We start from the raw sequence: 15,438 nt of genomic DNA on the forward strand, positions 1-15,438 counted from the left end.
GCCCAAGGCGCACAAGCCGGCGGATTCTGGCGTAGCCGTAGGCAACGGCGCAAGGTTTTGTGGGCTTCGGGACGTATCACCGCGTGTCCTTAAACACCAATCGCCAACCGCGTGTAATCACGTTTCAGAACGCGTCATCCAATTCCTGAAAATGGCAATTTCAGGGCAAAAAAGAAGGGCAGCTTCTCAGCTGCCCTTCTTTGTACATCGGCTTTCGTGTGCAGGGTTTACACGCGGAAATGACTCACCATCTGCTGCAACTGCCCACCCAACCGCGCCAGTTCAACGCTGGACTTGGCCGTCTCATCACTCGCCGCCGCGGTCTGTTCCGACACGTCGCGGACGTTGATGATGCTGCGGCTGATTTCTTCGGCCACGGCGCTCTGCTGTTCGGCGGCAGCGGCGATCTGCTGGTTCATCGACTGGATATTCGACACCGTGCGGGTGATGTTTTCCAGCGAGTCGCCGGCCTTGCGGGTCAGGGCGACGCTGCTGTCGGTCAGGGCGCGGCTGTTGTTCATCACGGCGGACACCTGTTGCGTGCCGTTCTGCAGACCGGCCACCAGACCTTCGATTTCCTCGGTGGATTTCTGGGTACGCTGGGCCAGGCCACGGACTTCGTCGGCAACCACGGCAAAACCGCGACCGGCCTCACCGGCACGGGCGGCTTCGATGGCGGCGTTGAGGGCCAGCAGGTTGGTCTGTTCGGCCACGGCCTTGATCACGTCCATGACGCTGCCGATCTTGTCGCTTTCCTGTTGCAGCACGCTCATGGCTTCGGTGGAACGCACCACTTCGCTGGCCAGACGCTCGATCTGGGCGATGGCTTCGTTCACCACCTTGTCACCTTCGCGGGCTTCGCCGTCAGCGGCGGCTGCGGCTTGCGAGGCTTCTTCGGCGTTGCGCGCGACTTCCTGCACGGTGGCGGTCATCTCGTGCATGGCGGTGGCCACCTGATCGGTCTCGACCTTCTGGTTGTTCACGCCGGCGCTGGTCTGTTCGGTGACGGCCGACAGTTCTTCGGCGGCGCTGGCGATCTGGGTCACGCCGTCGCGGATGCCGCTGATCAGGTCGCGCAGAGTCACGCCCATGCGCGCGATGCCTTGTTGCAGCACGCCGAGTTCGTCGCGGCGGGTGACGATCACGTTCTGGCTCAGGTCGCCGCTGGCGATGCGGTCGACCACGGCCATGGTTTCCTGCAGCGGACGGGTGATCTGACGGGTGATGATGAATGCGGCGATGATGCCGACCAGCAACGCCAGCAGGGTGCTGATCAATTGCAAGGTGCGAGCCTGGGCGCTTTCGGCGTCACGACGGTCGAGCTGGATCTGATACAGCTGCTCACTCAGGCTGACGATGGTCGCGCCCTGATCGGTCATTTCCTTGCGCGCCTGCACCGCATCGCTGTTGGCGTTTTTGAAGGCCTGCAAGGCGCTGCGGTAGTTGGTCAGTGCGGTTTCCAGCTGACGCAGGGCGTCTTGTTGGCTGCTGGCGAAATGCATGTTCAGCGGCTTGAGGCTGGCGATGGCTACGTCCAGCTGGCCGACGGCTTTCTGCTCGGTCTCGGCGTTGGCAGTGGCGGTGTAGCCGCGCACTTCGTAGCGCGCCAGGATGAACGCTTCCTTGGCGGCGGTGACAGCCTGGAACTGCTCGAAACGCTCATCGCTCAGCGGCATTTGCTGGACCCGGTTGCTCAGCGCTTCGATCAGGCCGTAAGCCGTCGCGGCACTGGTGGCCATCGAGTCGCGCGCCGTGTTGCCGGTGCGGTAGGCGTTACGCATCTTGTTCAGGGACGTCTGGTACTCGGCGATGGTCGCCGCCTGCTGCTTGAGCAGCTTGAGGTTTTCCGGGCTCTTGAAGCTGCTGATCAGCTTCTGCTGCTGCGCGGCAAAACCGTCGAGGGTGGTCTGCACGTTCTGCGCGGCGGTTTCGTCGCCGTTGGTCAGCATGTATTGCAGGCGCACCACGCGCAGTTTGGTCAGGCCAGCGTTGAGCTGGGTGATGTCGCTCATCCAGTTGCTGCGGTCAATCAGGCCGCCCAGGCTGGTCCAGCCGGTGAGCGCCAGGATGCAGGTCAGGGCCAGGACGAGGCCGAATCCGAGCCCCAGTTTCAGGTTCACGCTGATGTTGCCGAACCAGCTATTCATCACAAATCCTCCAGAAAAACGTTGTGCTACTTGATCGTCGGTCAGGCTGGAAGATTGTTGTTTTTTTGCGCCAGCAAGGGTGTAAGCAGGACTGTATCGGCCGCAAATCCGAGAGCTGAAAGGATTTTGTCCGACGGATTTTGTAACAAGGGATCCCAAGATTTTTTTCACACGGGTTTCACTGGCTGCCCACGCCGTGCTCTTTAACCTCGCCGCATCGAATGACAAGTGATGGCGGCTTTTTGTGGAATTGCGACTGAGTCTGTTCGGCGTCAAGCGCTCGATTGATCTGAGCGGTCTGGCCCGTTTTCGAAACACCTGGGTGGTATTGGCAGCTTCGGTGCTGGTGATTCCGCTGACCCTCTGGCTGCTCGCCCCGGCGGCGGTGCCGGACCTTGCCCACGGCAACGTGGCCGGGGCCAAGGCGCTGAAGGAAGGCTGGAGCAAAGGCGAAATCATCGTGCTGGTGCGCCATGTCGAGCGCTGCGATCACTCGAAAGCGGCGTGCCTGAGCGGCCACGATGGCATCACCGACCGTTCGCGCAGTGTCGCGGTGAGCGTCGGCGCGCAGTTCGAGCAGTTGGGCCTGGACGAGGCCGACGTCTACAACAGCCCGATGATGCGCACCGTGCAGACGGCCGGCTACATGTTCAACCAGGCGGCGACCGGCGAAGACTGGCTGATCAGTTGCAAGGGCCGGATGCTGCAGGACGCACTGGCGCACAAAGTCCCGGGACGCAACCTGATTCTGGTGACCCACAGCGAATGCATGGCGCAGCTGGAAAAAGACCTCAAGGTGCCGGCCTCGACCCTCGGGTACGGCGCGTCGCTGTTTGTTTCCGCCGCCAGCCCGGCGGCCCCACGGATGCTCGGCTTCATTGAAGCTTCAGACTGGCGCACGGTGACCACCCAATGAAATCCCGCTTTTACGCTTACAACTTCGGCATCCCGCTGCTCTGCGCAGCCGTGGTTTTTCTGATGTTCGACATGACCAACATCGACGTCGCCTTCAGCAACCTGCTGTTCGATCCGCTGACCCACACATTCCCGCTCGACAAGATTCATTTCTTCGAAAAGCTGACCCACAAGTGGGCGCGGATCATTCCGAACTGGACCGCCGAAATTGCCTTGATCGGCGCCATGCTGTCGTTTGTCTGGCCACTGGTGAAGCCGCAAAAGCATCCGCGTCTGGGCGGTTTTCTCGAGCGTTGCAAAGTCGCGCCGGTGCTGCGCTTTGCCGCTGATCACCGTAGGGATTTTCTGTTTATCGTGGTGGCTTTCGCGGTCTGCACCGGGGTGATCCATTTCCTCAAGGCACACACCAGCGTTTACTGCCCGATCGAGACCACGCTGTACGGCGGAAAGATGCCGCATATCGAGTGGTACAACAATTTCCAGCTGTTCCACGAAGCGGGTGAAGGGCGTTGCTGGCCGGGCGGTCATGCTTCCGGTGGCTTCACCATGCTGGCGCTGTATTTCGTTGGGCGTCGTTATCAATGGCGCTTTTCCAGCGCATTGTTGTGGGGCTCGCTGCTGCTCGGTTTTGTCTACGGCACTACGCGAGTCCTACAGGGCTGGCACTACATGTCCCACACGTTCTGGGCCGGGATCTTCGTGTGGCTGGCGTGTTTGCTGACGGCGCTGGCGTTCTACGGGCGGGCTCGTCTGGAATTGCCGGTGTTGAGCAAACGTGAACGTAAGGTGTTCGCTGCACAGCCTGAGGCTTCGCTCTGAGTCCTCGCCGCTGAAATGAAAAACCCGCCATCACCGGCGGGTTTTTCGTTGGTGTTGTGGTGGTTTCAATAGCCCACGAAGTAATACGCCTGGCGTCCGACCATCATGGTCTTGTGGACTTTCAGCGGGGCGGCGGGTTCGCTGTCTCCCGAGATCACGGCGATGTTCGATGGCGATGCACTGAGAAACTCCCGTAGCTGCGCATCGGTGTCCAGGCCCTTGAGTACACTTCGGGTATAGAACACGCTGGCACCGCCGACCCGTTCGTTGGCTTGAAACAGCGCGACCTGATTGCCGCTCGCTTGCAGCAACTGGATGTGTTCGGTCAACGGCAGGAACGACAGGTGTTTGTCGGCGTTCGGCAGTGCCCATTGCGCGGCGCCGAGATAGCTGGCGATGACCACCGCCAGTATCCCCGCTGCCAGTGGCTGACGATGACGGGCGATGCGTCCGACAAAACCCTTCCTGTGATCCTTCAACTTGTCGAACAGCACGCCCGCATATTCGGCGGCAATCACTGCCGCTGCGGGTGTCATCGACATCAGGTAAACCGTGCGTTTGCTCGAGGCCAGGGTCAGCAGGATGAATTGCGCAATGATCCACAGGCTGAAAAACAGCAGGTAACGATTGGCCTTCAGTTCCTTGCGAAAATGCCACAGGCCCAGGTACACCAGAATGTTCCACGGCAGAAACGCCTGCGGCAGCTTGGCGAGGTAGTAGTAAAAAGGCTCGTAGTGGCCGGCTTCAACGAACGATCCGCTGAAACGTCCTACGCTGTTGGTCAGCAACACTTCGCTGACCGCCTGGACGCCGCCGCGCTGATAGAGCAAGGCGAGCCAGATCATCAGCGGGATCAGACCGACAACGGTCAGCAAACCCGGACGCAGCCAGTCCGTCAGTTTGAAACGCTTGTCCATCAGATTGTCGGCCAGCAGAAAAGCGAAAATCACCACGCCCGGCATCGCCAGTCCGAGCACGCCTTTGCTCAACGTGGCGATGGCGATCCCGGCGATAAACAGCAACGAATTACCTGGGGTCGATGCTCGCTGCGCCTGGAAGAACGCCAGCAATGCCGCAGTCACACCGAGGGCGAGCAACGCATCCTCGCCGACCCCGCGCACGTTGCTCCAGTAACTGGCCATGGTCGCCAGCAGAATCCCCGCCGTCCAGGCGATGGCCTTCGGGCGGTCGAAGCGGCGCAACATGGCGTACAGCAGCATCACGCTGAGCAACCCGGCCACCGCCGACGCCAGTCGCACCGCCCAGGGCGAGACGCCGAAAACCCGCAGGGCGCCGGCGTCCAGCCACAGGCTCAGGGGCGGTTTTTCCAGGAAGGGTTCACCGAACAGACGCGGTGTCACCCAGTCGTTATCCAGATGCATTTCCATCGCAATGCCCGCCACCCGGGCCTCGGTGGAGCCTTGCAGTTGATGGTTGCCAAGGGCGAAAAAGAACAGCAGGGCGGCAAGCAGAAGCAGGGAAGAGGCGGCACGCGACATGAATTCAGGCAACCGGAAGTGAACGGAAACCCGAGCTTACGCGGCCAATCCTTAACAATTTGTGAACGTCACGACAGCGGTCGTGACCAGCGCTGATCCGGCGTTTCGAAACGCGGATTGACCCGCGCTGTCAGCACATGATCCTGCCAGCGCCCGGCAATGTTCAGGTACGCCTTGGCGTAGCCTTCCCGTTCGAATCCAAGGCGCTCCAGCAACCGTTCGCTGCGCTCATTGCCGGGAATGTAATTGGCCATGATCCGGTGCAGGTTCTGGGTGTCGAACATGTAAGCGATGGCCGCCTCCAGCGCTTCCTGCATCAAACCCTTGCCCTGATGCGCTTCGTCGATGTGATACCCCAGATAACAGGCCTGAAACGCACCGCGGATGATCCCGCTGAAATTGCAGGCGCCGATCATCTGCCCGCCATCCGGGGTCAGCAACGCCATATGCACCGCCAACCCGGCTTCGAAGGCGCTGGCCTGGATTTCAAGGCGTCGGCGGATCTGCTCGGTGGAAAAATAGTCGGTGGTGCGAATCGGCGACCACGGGGCGAGATGGCGCAGGTTGCGTTGATAGAAATCGCTTTCCAGAGGCGCCTGATCCGGGTCGAGCACCGCGAGCGTCAGGCGTTGACAGGGCAGGGTCAGCAGCGGCATCGGGTGCTCCGGGTCTCGGGATTGAACACCAGAATTGCCCGGTGGGCAGGAAAAAACAAATCGCCGCCAGATTGCGGGCGAAAAAAAGCCCGCAGGAGCGCGGGCGAACCGTAGTTTCTTGAATGAGCGAGGCCAATGTACACGGCCATCACCGCCGCCGGGGTGAAGAAAAGTTCATGTCGATGAACGACTTGCAGCATCGGCGAACGGTCGCTTTCAGTGCACGACAGGTGCCGTTGTAGTGGGCACCAGGTTCACCGGATCAAGGTTCTCCATGGCGCGATTGACCAGCATTTCGGTCATGATCGACAACTGCCGGATCGCCAGCAACCGGCTGCGTTGAGAGCCCGTGAAATCATCGGCGATATTGGCCGTCATCATGTTCAGCGCCGCCAGCGTTTCGCAGGCATGGGTCAGCAGAGTGGCCGTGTCCACGTCGGTGCGCACGGAGAAAATCTCATTGAACGGCAGGGTGCGACGCGGCTTTCTCACGTATTCCTGAGGCTGGGCAAGCACAGCCGGTTCTTTCGTTTCGGTTTCGTGAGACGGTGTTTGATCAGGCAGGCTTCGGGTGTCTTTTTTCATGACGAGGCTCCATGGTTTCAGGCTCCCGGCGAATCCCTTTGGTAAACCATCTGCCGGGTTGCAGCGGAGCGCGAAGACTAGCGTTTGGAAGCATCTTGAACCAGTTCATGGAAGTCGACGCGGGTTGCGGGAAATTTCCTAGGACGTTGGGTGGAGACGTTGTCCGGATGGGGAACTGCAGATGCGACAAGGCCCGCACTTGGCGGGCCTTGTCGTTGAGAGTTGGTGGAGCCGGGGGGATTTGAACCCCCGTCCGCCAGTACTCCGCTGTCGGTACTACATGCGTAGCCGTGTCTATTAAGTTAACCCTCAGCGACCCGACGGGCAGGGTGCTTTGGGCGAGTTGTGTAAGTTTTAGCCGCTTCGTCCACAACGTACTGCACGGCGATTCTGTTCTATATGACAATCATTTTGGGTTTACAGACATCCCCTGATGATTGCTGGACCCGAAGGTACCAGGAGTGCATGTCAGCTGCAATTAAGCAGCGAGAGCAGCACCGTATTGGTCGTCATTGGCAACTATAAGTAGTTGCAACAGTGGATTTACGACTTCTGTTACCAAGTCGGCATGCACCTAGAGTTTCGCAACCGGCGTCGAATCCTGAACGGCCCCGAACTCATTGCCCGGTACATCTGTTCGAGCAACAAGCACGCGCAGTGTACGCCAAACGGCCCGCAAGGCCAACCCGAAGGTTGGCCTCAGCTTCGATCAGTTGTTGGTTCCGCTGGTTTTGCGGATTTCCAGAATGGTTTGCTGGGTTTCAGCCACGCATTCGTCGATCTTGCCCTGGGCTTTGAGTGCCTGGGCCTTCTGCACACTGGCCTCTACCCGTTGACTCAGGTCAGGCGACGACATGGCTTGGGCCTTGGCGTTGTTGATGGTTTGCAGATTGGCATCGCACAAGTCAGCAGGCTTGTCAGCAGCAAAGGACGTGGAAGCCATCATCGAGGCAGTAACGAACAGACCTAACAGTACAGAACGTTTCATGTGTATCTCCTTGAACTGAGGGATCCAGACTTCGCTGGCCGTCAGGACGGGCGACCGAATGGAGGAAAAGCCCCGATTGTTCGGGGCCTGTTCTGTGGACTGCGCTCACTCGCAAGGGTTCTATTTTTCTTCACATGGCGGTTGCGGGGGCTTTGGCCCGGGTCACCCGATCCACCAGATACACCAGGCCGTGGTAGTCGATTCCGCCGTGTTGCGTCAGGCCGATCTCACAGGTGCGGCTGGTGGAAATCCCCTCGCTGCACTGTTGCACCGCATCCTTGAGCGTTCGCAGGGAATGGCTGTTGAGTTCCGGCGTGGTGAAACCCTTGTCGCCGGCGAAACCACAGCAGTGAATGCCTTCCGGGATCACCACGTTCTTACTGCATTTGCGCGCCAGTTCGATCAGCGCCTGGCTTTCCCCAAGGTGCTGAGTGCTGCAGGTCACGTGAACGGCAATCGGTGCTTCCTGCGGCGTGAAGTCGAGCCGGTCCATCAGATGCGTACGGATGAATCGCACGGGGTCGTACAGATCCAGGCGAACATTTCCCACATCCTGCACCAGCCGCAACGTGCAGGGGCTGGTGTCGCAGTAGATCGGATCAAGCCCGCCGCGACTGGCCTGAAGCAATGCACCGATCAGTTCCTGACGCTTGTGTTCAGCCTGCTCGGCATAGCCCTTGGACGCGAAAGGCTGACCGCAGCAGAGGTTGTCCAGATTGTCCGGGAACACCACCTGATAACCGGCCTTCTCCAGCAGACCACGGGTTTTGTCGTACAGCGACATCTGCTCTTTGTCGCCCGCCGCCGGCCCCATTACCCGCGAGACGCAGGCTGCCAGATACACGACGCGCGGACGCTCGTCCGACACGGCAGGGCTGAAGCGGATGGCTTTTTCCGGCTGTGGCATCGCGTTGGTCCACAGCGGCACCTGACCTTTGGACAGCCGCGTCAGGGTCGCTGAAAGCTTCGCCAGGCGTGGTGCACCCAACAACATTCGCGCACCGTTGGCCACATGCAGGGTGAAGCGCGCACCTTGCAGGGTGGTGGCGAAATTTCCTTCGATCAGGTTGGCGGTTTTCGTATGGGTTGCGTGATGGCCGCGAAGCTTTTTCACCAGCTCACCGGTATTGATGCCTACAGGACAGCGTTGCGCACACAAACCGGTCGCGGCGCAGGTATCGATGCCTTGGTACTCGTAGGCTTTTTCCAGTTCGGTGGTGTCGATCCCGGCGCGCTTTCGCGCTTGAATATCGCGCCAAATCACGATGCGCTGGCGCGGGCTCAGGGTCAGGCCTTTCGAGGGGCAGACCGGCTCGCAGAAACCGCACTCGATGCATTTATCCACAATCTCGTCGGCCGCCGGCAGCGGTTTCAGGTGCTTGAGGTGGATCTGCGGGTCTTCGCTGAGCACCACGTCCGGATTGAGAATGCCGTTGGGGTCGAGTAGGCGTTTGAGCTGCCACATCAACTGATAGGCGTCGCTGCCCCATTCCAGTTCAACGAAGGGCGCCATGTTGCGTCCGGTGCCGTGTTCCGCTTTCAGCGAGCCGCCGAACTCCACGGCCACCAGTTGCGCCACGTCGTCCATGAACGCCTGATAGCGTGCGACTTCTTCCGCGCTGTTGAAGCCTTGGGTGAAGACGAAGTGCAGATTGCCTTCCAGCGCGTGTCCGAAAAGGATCGCTTCGTCGTAGTGATGTTTGTCGAACAGCTCGATCAGACGGTTCACGCCGATCGCCAGCTGTTCCACCGGGAAGGTCACGTCTTCGATGATCACCGTAGTGCCGGTCTTGCGCACGGCGCCGACGGCGGGGAAGGTGTCCTTGCGGATCGCCCAGAGTCGGGCGTTTTCGACCGGGTCTTCGGTGAAGTCGACCTGCTTTTCCACCGGGAAATCGCCGAGCGACGCCATGATTTGCGCCAGTTGTTCCTGTAGCAAAGTGGAAGAGGCGGCGCGGGATTCGATCAGCAGTGCGCAGGCATTGTTCGACAGCTGCTGTACGAAATCCGGCATCCCGGGTTTGTCCTGCACCGAGCGCAGGCTGCGGCGGTCGAGCAATTCCACGGCGGACACCGGTTGGCTTTTCAGCACGGTGACCGCGTTGCAGCAGGTCTCGACGTCAGGGAATACGATCAGCGCCGAAGCCTTAATCGGGTGGTCGATCACCGTGTCGTAGGTCACCGCGCTGATGAAGCCGAGGGTGCCTTCGGAGCCGACCAGCAAGTGGCTCAAGATATCCACAGGCTCATCGAAATCCACCAGGGCGTTGAGCGACAGGCCGGTGGTATTTTTCAGACGGTATTTGTGGCGGATTCGCGCGGCCAGTTCGGCATTGGCGCGGGTCTCGCGGCCCAAGCTCGCCAGACGTTCCAGCAAGTCACCGTGGCTGACTCGAAACGCCTCGACGCTGGCGGCATCTTCGGTGTCGAGTCGGGTGCCGTCGGCCAGCACCAGGCGAATCCCGGCCAGCGTGTGGTAGGTATTTTGCGCAGTGCCGCAGCACATGCCGCTGGCGTTGTTGGCGACGATGCCGCCAATCTTGCAGGCGTTGATCGACGCCGGATCCGGACCGATCTTGCGCCCGAATGGCGCGAGCCATGCGTTGGCCTGGGCACCGATGACGCCCGGTTGCAGGCGGATTTGCGTGCCTTGTCCTCGGATTTCCCGGGCGTTCCAGTTATCCCCAAGCACGATCAACACCGAATCACTGATCGCCTGGCCGGACAGGCTGGTGCCGGCGGCGCGGAAAGTCACCGGAACCTGATCGCGCTGGGCCAGTTTCAGTAGCGCCACCACTTCATCTTCGGACTCGACGCGGATCACCAGTTGCGGAATCAACCGGTAGAAGCTGGCATCGGTGCCGAAGGCCAGGGTCGACAGCGGATCGTCGAAACGCCGTTCGGCCGGAATCAGTTGCTGCGCATCGCGCAGGAAAGTCGCCGGTAAGGTCATTGGTCCTCCAGGATCAACACCACCAGGTCTTTCGGGCCGTGGGCGCCGTAAGCCAGGACTTGTTCAATGTCGGCGGTTTTTGACGGGCCGGACACCAGCAGCGCATTGGTCGGCATGCCTTGGGCCCACTCGAATTCCTGCTGCACCTGATAGAAGTTATCGCGGATCTGGCTGGCCTTGAGCAGGGCGAAATGCACCGGCGGCACCAGGCTCATCAGCCGTGGTTCTTCGCGGGTTGGCCAGAGAATCAGGCTGCCGGTGGCGGCAATGGCGCCGAGGGTGCCGGTCAGGCTGGCCGGCGTATCGTTAAATAGCTCGGCTTTCCACTCTTCCATTGGCCGGTCGTAGGACTTCAGCGCCGGCAGATCAGGATTGTTCGCCCAGTGCTGTGAGATGCGCTGCCCGTGAGGCGTAGTCGGTGCGATCAGCAGACTCGGCAACTGGCGGTCGCGCACTAATTGCGCTAGCAGCGCCGGCCACGCTTCAGCAGACGTCAGGTGGATTTCGGTGTGCACCGCTTCCATCAGTTTGCGCAGTTGCGGGATCCGTTGTTCGGCGCTGTAGGTGTAAGGCCGGGTCACCAGATCGACGTCGAAGTTGTCGGCAATCGGTGTGGTACCGGCCAGACTGTTCCTTAACTTGCCGAGGATGTTTTGCTTGGCGCTCATCAACGGTCTCCTTGTCTGGCCAGGTGTTCGCGAGCCATGTCATGCAGTGAGCGGGCGGCGGGTTTCGGAGCGCTGTGATTCTGCGTCCACGGCCCGACGTTGTTCGGCGCCAGCGCGCGCAGGCGTGTAGCGAAAAATGCAAACAGTCGATACAAAGTCGGCGAGCTGTTGAGCTTCGCCCAGGCGTTCCAGATGAAGCGTTCCTTGCGCGAATACTTGCTGCCCTGGCCGCGCATCACTTGATGAGGACTGTCGGGGGCTTTGACGTTCTCTTCGCGCAGGCGGCGCAGCAGTGCGGGGATAGGAATTTTTACCGGACACACTTCACCGCAGGCGCCGCACAGCGAAGACGCGCTCGGGTGATCCGGGACTTTCGCCAGACCGACCATGTGCGGGGTGATGATTTTGCCGATCGGGCCGGGGTAGACCTCGCCGTAGGTGTGGCCGCCAACGCGGGTGTAGACCGGGCAATGATTCATGCAGGCGCCGCAGCGGATGCAGTTCAACGTCTGGCGCAGTTCGCTGTCGGCGAAGGCTTGGCTGCGACCGTTGTCGAGCAGTACCAGATGCACTTCCTGCGGGCCGTCGAGTTCATGTTCCTTGCGCGGGCCGGAGATCATGTTGACGTAGGTGGTGATCGGAATGCCCAGCGCCGAGCGGGTCAGCAATGACAGCAGCGGCACCACGTCGCGCAGGTTTTCCACGACTTTTTCGATGCCGGTGACGGCGATGTGCACCGGCGGCACGGTGGTGGTCATGCGGCCGTTGCCTTCGTTTTCCACCAGCAGCAGAGTGCCGGTTTCGGCCACGGCGAAGTTGACGCCGGAGACGCCGATGTCCGCTTCGAAGAATTTCTGCCGCAGAACCCTGCGACCGATCTGTATGAGTTGGTCAACGTCCTTGGTGTATTCCACGCCAAGTTTGTCGTGGAACAAGGACGCGACCTGACCGGCATTCTTGTGGATTGCCGGCATGATTATGTGTGAAGGCTTCTCGTGGTCGAGCTGGACGATGTACTCCCCCATGTCGGACTCCAGACATTCAATGTCCCGAGCCTCGAGGAAATGGTTCATCTCCATCTCTTCGCTGACCATCGATTTGCCCTTGATCACTTGCCGCGCCTCGTGAGCGCGGATGATCGAAAGGACGATGCCATTGGCCTCGTCCACCGTTTCCGCCCAGTGCACTGTCACACCGTTGCGGGTCAGGTTCTGTTCCAGTTGCTCGAGCAGATCGGGCAACTTGGAGAGCGCGCGGGCACGGATCGCATTGCCCAGTTCACGCAGGTGTTCTCTTTCGTGGGCATCGCTGAAAGCCGCTGCCCGCTTGGTCATCAGTGAATCCATCGCGGTGCGGAAGTTGTTCCGCAACTGCGAATCGCCCAGGGCGTTGTGTGCCCGGGTGCGGAAATCTTCTTCTACGGCAACCGTAGGAATAATCGTGGAAGTGCTCATCGCGCACCTCCGGTTCGTTGCCAGAGGAAGCTCGCCAGGTGTTGCCCGCGCAGCGCTTCCTTCTGTTTTTCCAGCGAGCCGTTGATGTTCATCAGACAGCCGCAGTCGGCACTGAGTACCTGATGTGCGCCGGATTCCTTCAACGCCCGGGTCTTGTCAGCCACCATCGCGCCGGAAATATCTGGCATACGGACGCTGAATGTCCCACCGAAGCCACAGCATTCGCTTTCATGGTCGTGGTTGACCCGTTCCACGTTGCTCAACTGCGCCAACAACTCGCGGCCGTGCAGGTGGGTGTTCATTTCCCGCCGCGCCGAACACGAGGTGTGCAGCGCCACTTTGACCGGCTCGCCGCTGTCCTTGAGCTGCACCTTGCAGACGAACAGCAGGAACTCGGCCAATTCATAGGTGCGGGCCGCGAGGGCCTGAACCTGTTTCAGCGTTTGCGGCTCGTCCTTGAACAAGTCGGCGTAATGCTCGCGGATCATCCCGGCGCACGAACCCGATGGCACCACCACCGGAAAATCCCCGGCAAACAGCGCCAGTTGCGAGCGCGCCACCGTGCGTGCCTGCTCGGTGTAACCCGAGGTGTAGGCCGGTTGTCCGCAGCAGCTCTGCCCTGGCGGGTAGTCGACCCGGATGCCTTCGCGTTCCAGCAAGTGGATCGCGTCCATCCCGGCTTCCGGGTAGAACAGGTCGACCACGCAGGTGCCGAACAGGTAGACCCGCGACGGTTTCTCGCTGGGGTATTGCCGGGGTTCGGGCAGTGGCGGTGCGACGCGAGTGGCGTTGGGCACAGCGTTGTAAAAAAGCTCGCTCATCAGGCGTGTCTCCGGGTGGGCCCGGTTATCCGTCTGTTGAGGCTGCCGAGTATAGAGCGCGTTGCTTTCAGCAGCCTTACAGACCGGGTTGTGAATTGCTGACGCCGGAATCACGAACCGGCGTCGGTTATTTCCATGCTTCTTGTAGGTTTCTTGCAGTTATCAGTGCACCAGCATGCCGGTGAACCAGTAGGCCTGGGCCAGGGTGATCAGGCCGACGATCGTGGCAAAGAATAGGCTGTGCTTGAGGGTGAAGCGGAACAGATCGGATTCCTTGCCCACTAGACCGGTCGCTGCGCAAGCCACGGCGATCGATTGTGGCGAAATCATCTTGCCGGTCACGCCGCCGCTGGTATTGGCCGCTACCAGCAAGGTGTCGTTGACGCCGATCTGGTGTGCGGTGGTCGCTTGCAGCGAACTGAACAGGGCGTTGGACGAGGTATCGGAACCGGTCAGGAACACGCCCAGCCAGCCGAGGAACGGCGAGAAGAACGGGAATGCCGCGCCGGTTGCCGCCAGCACCAGAGCCATGGTCGAAGACATGCCGGAATAGTTGGTAACGAAGGCAAACGCCAGCACCATGCCGATGGACAGGATTGGCCAGCGCAGTTCGTAGAAGGTCTCTTTCAAAGTGGTCAGACCAGTTTTGATATTGATCTTCAGCACCAGCATCGAGATCAGTGCGGAGAAGAAAATCGCTGTACCGGTCGCGGAAATCGGGTCGAGTTTGAACACGGCCGGAATCGCCGTCGGGGCGGCAACGATCGGTGCGGTTTTGATCACCAGTTGATCAAGGTGCGGGATCGCGAAGTTGAACACCCAGGCGTACATCGAACCGCCGGCGGCGAACATGGCCTTGAAAGGCTTGAGGGTCCAGATGGTCACCAGCACGGTGAGGATCAGGAACGGCGACCACGCCTTGAAAATTTCCCCGAGGCTGTAAGGCGAAGCGACGGTGGTGCGCTTCTGGCCGAAACCGCCGGCGCTGGCGGTTACCACCGAAGCAGAAACGGCACCGGCAATGTGCTGGCCGGCGGCACGTTTTGGCTGCCAGACCTTGAGGAACAGGGTCAGCGAAATCAGGCTGGCCAGGGCTGACGTGATGTCCGGCAGTTCCGGGCCGATGAAGTTCGAGGTGAAGTACTGGGTGACGGCAAAGCTCAAGCCTGCAACCAGCGCCGCCGGCCAGGTTTCACGCACACCGCGCAGGCCATCCATCATGAACACCAGCCAGAACGGCACGAACAACGACAGCAGTGGCAACTGGCGGCCGGTCATTGCGCCGATCTTGAACGCGTCGATACCGGTGACTTGCCCGGCCACGATGATCGGAATCCCCAATGCGCCGAACGCCACCGGTGCGGTGTTGGCAATCAGGCACAGGCCGGCGGCGTACAGCGGATTGAAGCCGAGTCCCACCAGCAGCGCAGCGGTAATCGCCACTGGCGCACCGAAACCGGCGGCACCTTCCAGGAATGCTCCGAAGCAGAAACCGATCAGCAGCACCTGCAGACGCTGGTCGTCAGTGATCGACAGTACCGAGCTGCGGATGACCTCGAACTGACCGCTCTTGACCGTGAGTTTGTACAGAAACACCGCCGCCACAATGATCCAGGCAATCGGCCACAGACCATAAGCGAAGCCGTAACCGGCGGCGGCGAACGCCATGTCGACCGGCATCTGGAACGCGAAGATCGCCACGGCGATGGCCAGTGCGAGCGTGATGCTGCCGGCCACATGACCTTTGAGGCGGAACACCGCCAGGGCGAGGAAGAAGAAAACGATGGGGATGACGGCCGCGAGTGCGGACACGCCGAGACTGCCGAGCGGGCTGTAGAGCTGTTGCCAGGTTTGCATATGGGGTGGCCCCTAATTGTTGTTGGTCAGGCACTGTCAGCGTACTTGGGTAATTGGTAAGACCAATTTACAAGTG

At 60.5% G+C, this 15,438-nt stretch carries 12 protein-coding genes, 1 other RNA gene and 1 pseudogene; 2 read left to right on the plus strand and 12 right to left on the minus strand.

Features of this window, described 5'->3' with window-relative positions; translation table 11 throughout:
- Positions 1-227 precede the first annotated feature (227 nt).
- Together AC1MDC_RS23310 and AC1MDC_RS23315 are read right to left on the minus strand one after the other, a co-directional pair.
- Positions 228-1,091, minus strand: coding sequence for a methyl-accepting chemotaxis protein (locus tag AC1MDC_RS23310; RefSeq protein ID WP_480393780.1), 864 nt, complete (start codon positions 1,089-1,091; stop codon positions 228-230).
- Positions 1,092-1,133: 42 nt separating this feature from the next.
- Positions 1,134-2,147 (minus strand): annotated as a pseudogene (locus tag AC1MDC_RS23315) (methyl-accepting chemotaxis protein); the annotation flags it as partial.
- Between the two features lie 244 nt (positions 2,148-2,391).
- Here AC1MDC_RS23315 and pmrG point away from each other — a divergent pair.
- Positions 2,392-3,063 carry a lipopolysaccharide core heptose(II)-phosphate phosphatase PmrG gene (gene pmrG, locus AC1MDC_RS23320; protein ID WP_480393758.1) on the plus strand — a complete coding sequence of 224 codons (672 nt, stop codon included), beginning with the start codon at positions 2,392-2,394 and terminating at the stop codon, positions 3,061-3,063.
- Complete coding sequence (locus AC1MDC_RS23325; protein ID WP_480393759.1) at positions 3,060-3,881, plus strand: phosphatase PAP2 family protein; 822 nt, start codon at positions 3,060-3,062, stop codon at positions 3,879-3,881. Before pmrG ends, AC1MDC_RS23325 begins: the two co-directional genes overlap by 4 nt.
- A gap of 65 nt (positions 3,882-3,946) precedes the next feature.
- Here AC1MDC_RS23325 and AC1MDC_RS23330 read toward each other — a convergent pair whose 3' ends face one another.
- The 10 genes from AC1MDC_RS23330 to AC1MDC_RS23375 all read right to left on the minus strand — a co-directional run bounded on the left by AC1MDC_RS23330 (position 3,947) and on the right by AC1MDC_RS23375 (position 15,362).
- Positions 3,947-5,380 (minus strand): ArnT family glycosyltransferase, encoded by a 1,434-nt coding sequence (locus tag AC1MDC_RS23330; protein ID WP_480393760.1) that lies wholly within the window; start codon positions 5,378-5,380, stop codon positions 3,947-3,949.
- A gap of 68 nt (positions 5,381-5,448) precedes the next feature.
- On the minus strand, positions 5,449-6,036 hold the full coding sequence (rimJ, locus tag AC1MDC_RS23335; RefSeq protein WP_480393761.1) for a ribosomal protein S5-alanine N-acetyltransferase: 588 nt from the start codon (positions 6,034-6,036) through the stop codon (positions 5,449-5,451).
- A 216-nt stretch (positions 6,037-6,252) separates the two neighbouring features.
- Positions 6,253-6,621 (minus strand): DUF6124 family protein, encoded by a 369-nt coding sequence (locus AC1MDC_RS23340; protein ID WP_480393762.1) that lies wholly within the window; start codon positions 6,619-6,621, stop codon positions 6,253-6,255.
- Between the two features lie 223 nt (positions 6,622-6,844).
- Positions 6,845-7,234: a transfer-messenger RNA gene (ssrA, locus tag AC1MDC_RS23345) on the minus strand.
- Between the two features lie 96 nt (positions 7,235-7,330).
- Positions 7,331-7,609 (minus strand): hypothetical protein, encoded by a 279-nt coding sequence (locus AC1MDC_RS23350; protein WP_085698372.1) that lies wholly within the window; start codon positions 7,607-7,609, stop codon positions 7,331-7,333.
- 130 nt (positions 7,610-7,739) lie between these two features.
- On the minus strand, positions 7,740-10,562 hold the full coding sequence (locus AC1MDC_RS23355) for an FAD-binding and (Fe-S)-binding domain-containing protein (RefSeq protein WP_480393763.1): 2,823 nt from the start codon (positions 10,560-10,562) through the stop codon (positions 7,740-7,742).
- Entirely contained in the window at positions 10,559-11,230 is a 672-nt protein-coding gene (locus AC1MDC_RS23360; protein WP_480393764.1) for a LutC/YkgG family protein, read from the minus strand. The genes AC1MDC_RS23355 and AC1MDC_RS23360 overlap by 4 nt, the downstream gene beginning before the upstream one ends.
- Complete coding sequence (locus tag AC1MDC_RS23365; protein WP_480393765.1) at positions 11,230-12,684, minus strand: LutB/LldF family L-lactate oxidation iron-sulfur protein; 1,455 nt, start codon at positions 12,682-12,684, stop codon at positions 11,230-11,232. The genes AC1MDC_RS23360 and AC1MDC_RS23365 overlap by 1 nt, the downstream gene beginning before the upstream one ends.
- Positions 12,681-13,505 carry a (Fe-S)-binding protein gene (locus tag AC1MDC_RS23370; protein WP_480393766.1) on the minus strand — a complete coding sequence of 275 codons (825 nt, stop codon included), beginning with the start codon at positions 13,503-13,505 and terminating at the stop codon, positions 12,681-12,683. Before AC1MDC_RS23370 ends, AC1MDC_RS23365 begins: the two co-directional genes overlap by 4 nt.
- A gap of 162 nt (positions 13,506-13,667) precedes the next feature.
- Positions 13,668-15,362 carry a lactate permease LctP family transporter gene (locus tag AC1MDC_RS23375; protein WP_227234420.1) on the minus strand — a complete coding sequence of 565 codons (1,695 nt, stop codon included), beginning with the start codon at positions 15,360-15,362 and terminating at the stop codon, positions 13,668-13,670.
- Positions 15,363-15,438: the final 76 nt, after the last annotated feature.

This window comes from Pseudomonas sp. 1 (genome assembly GCF_056626735.1).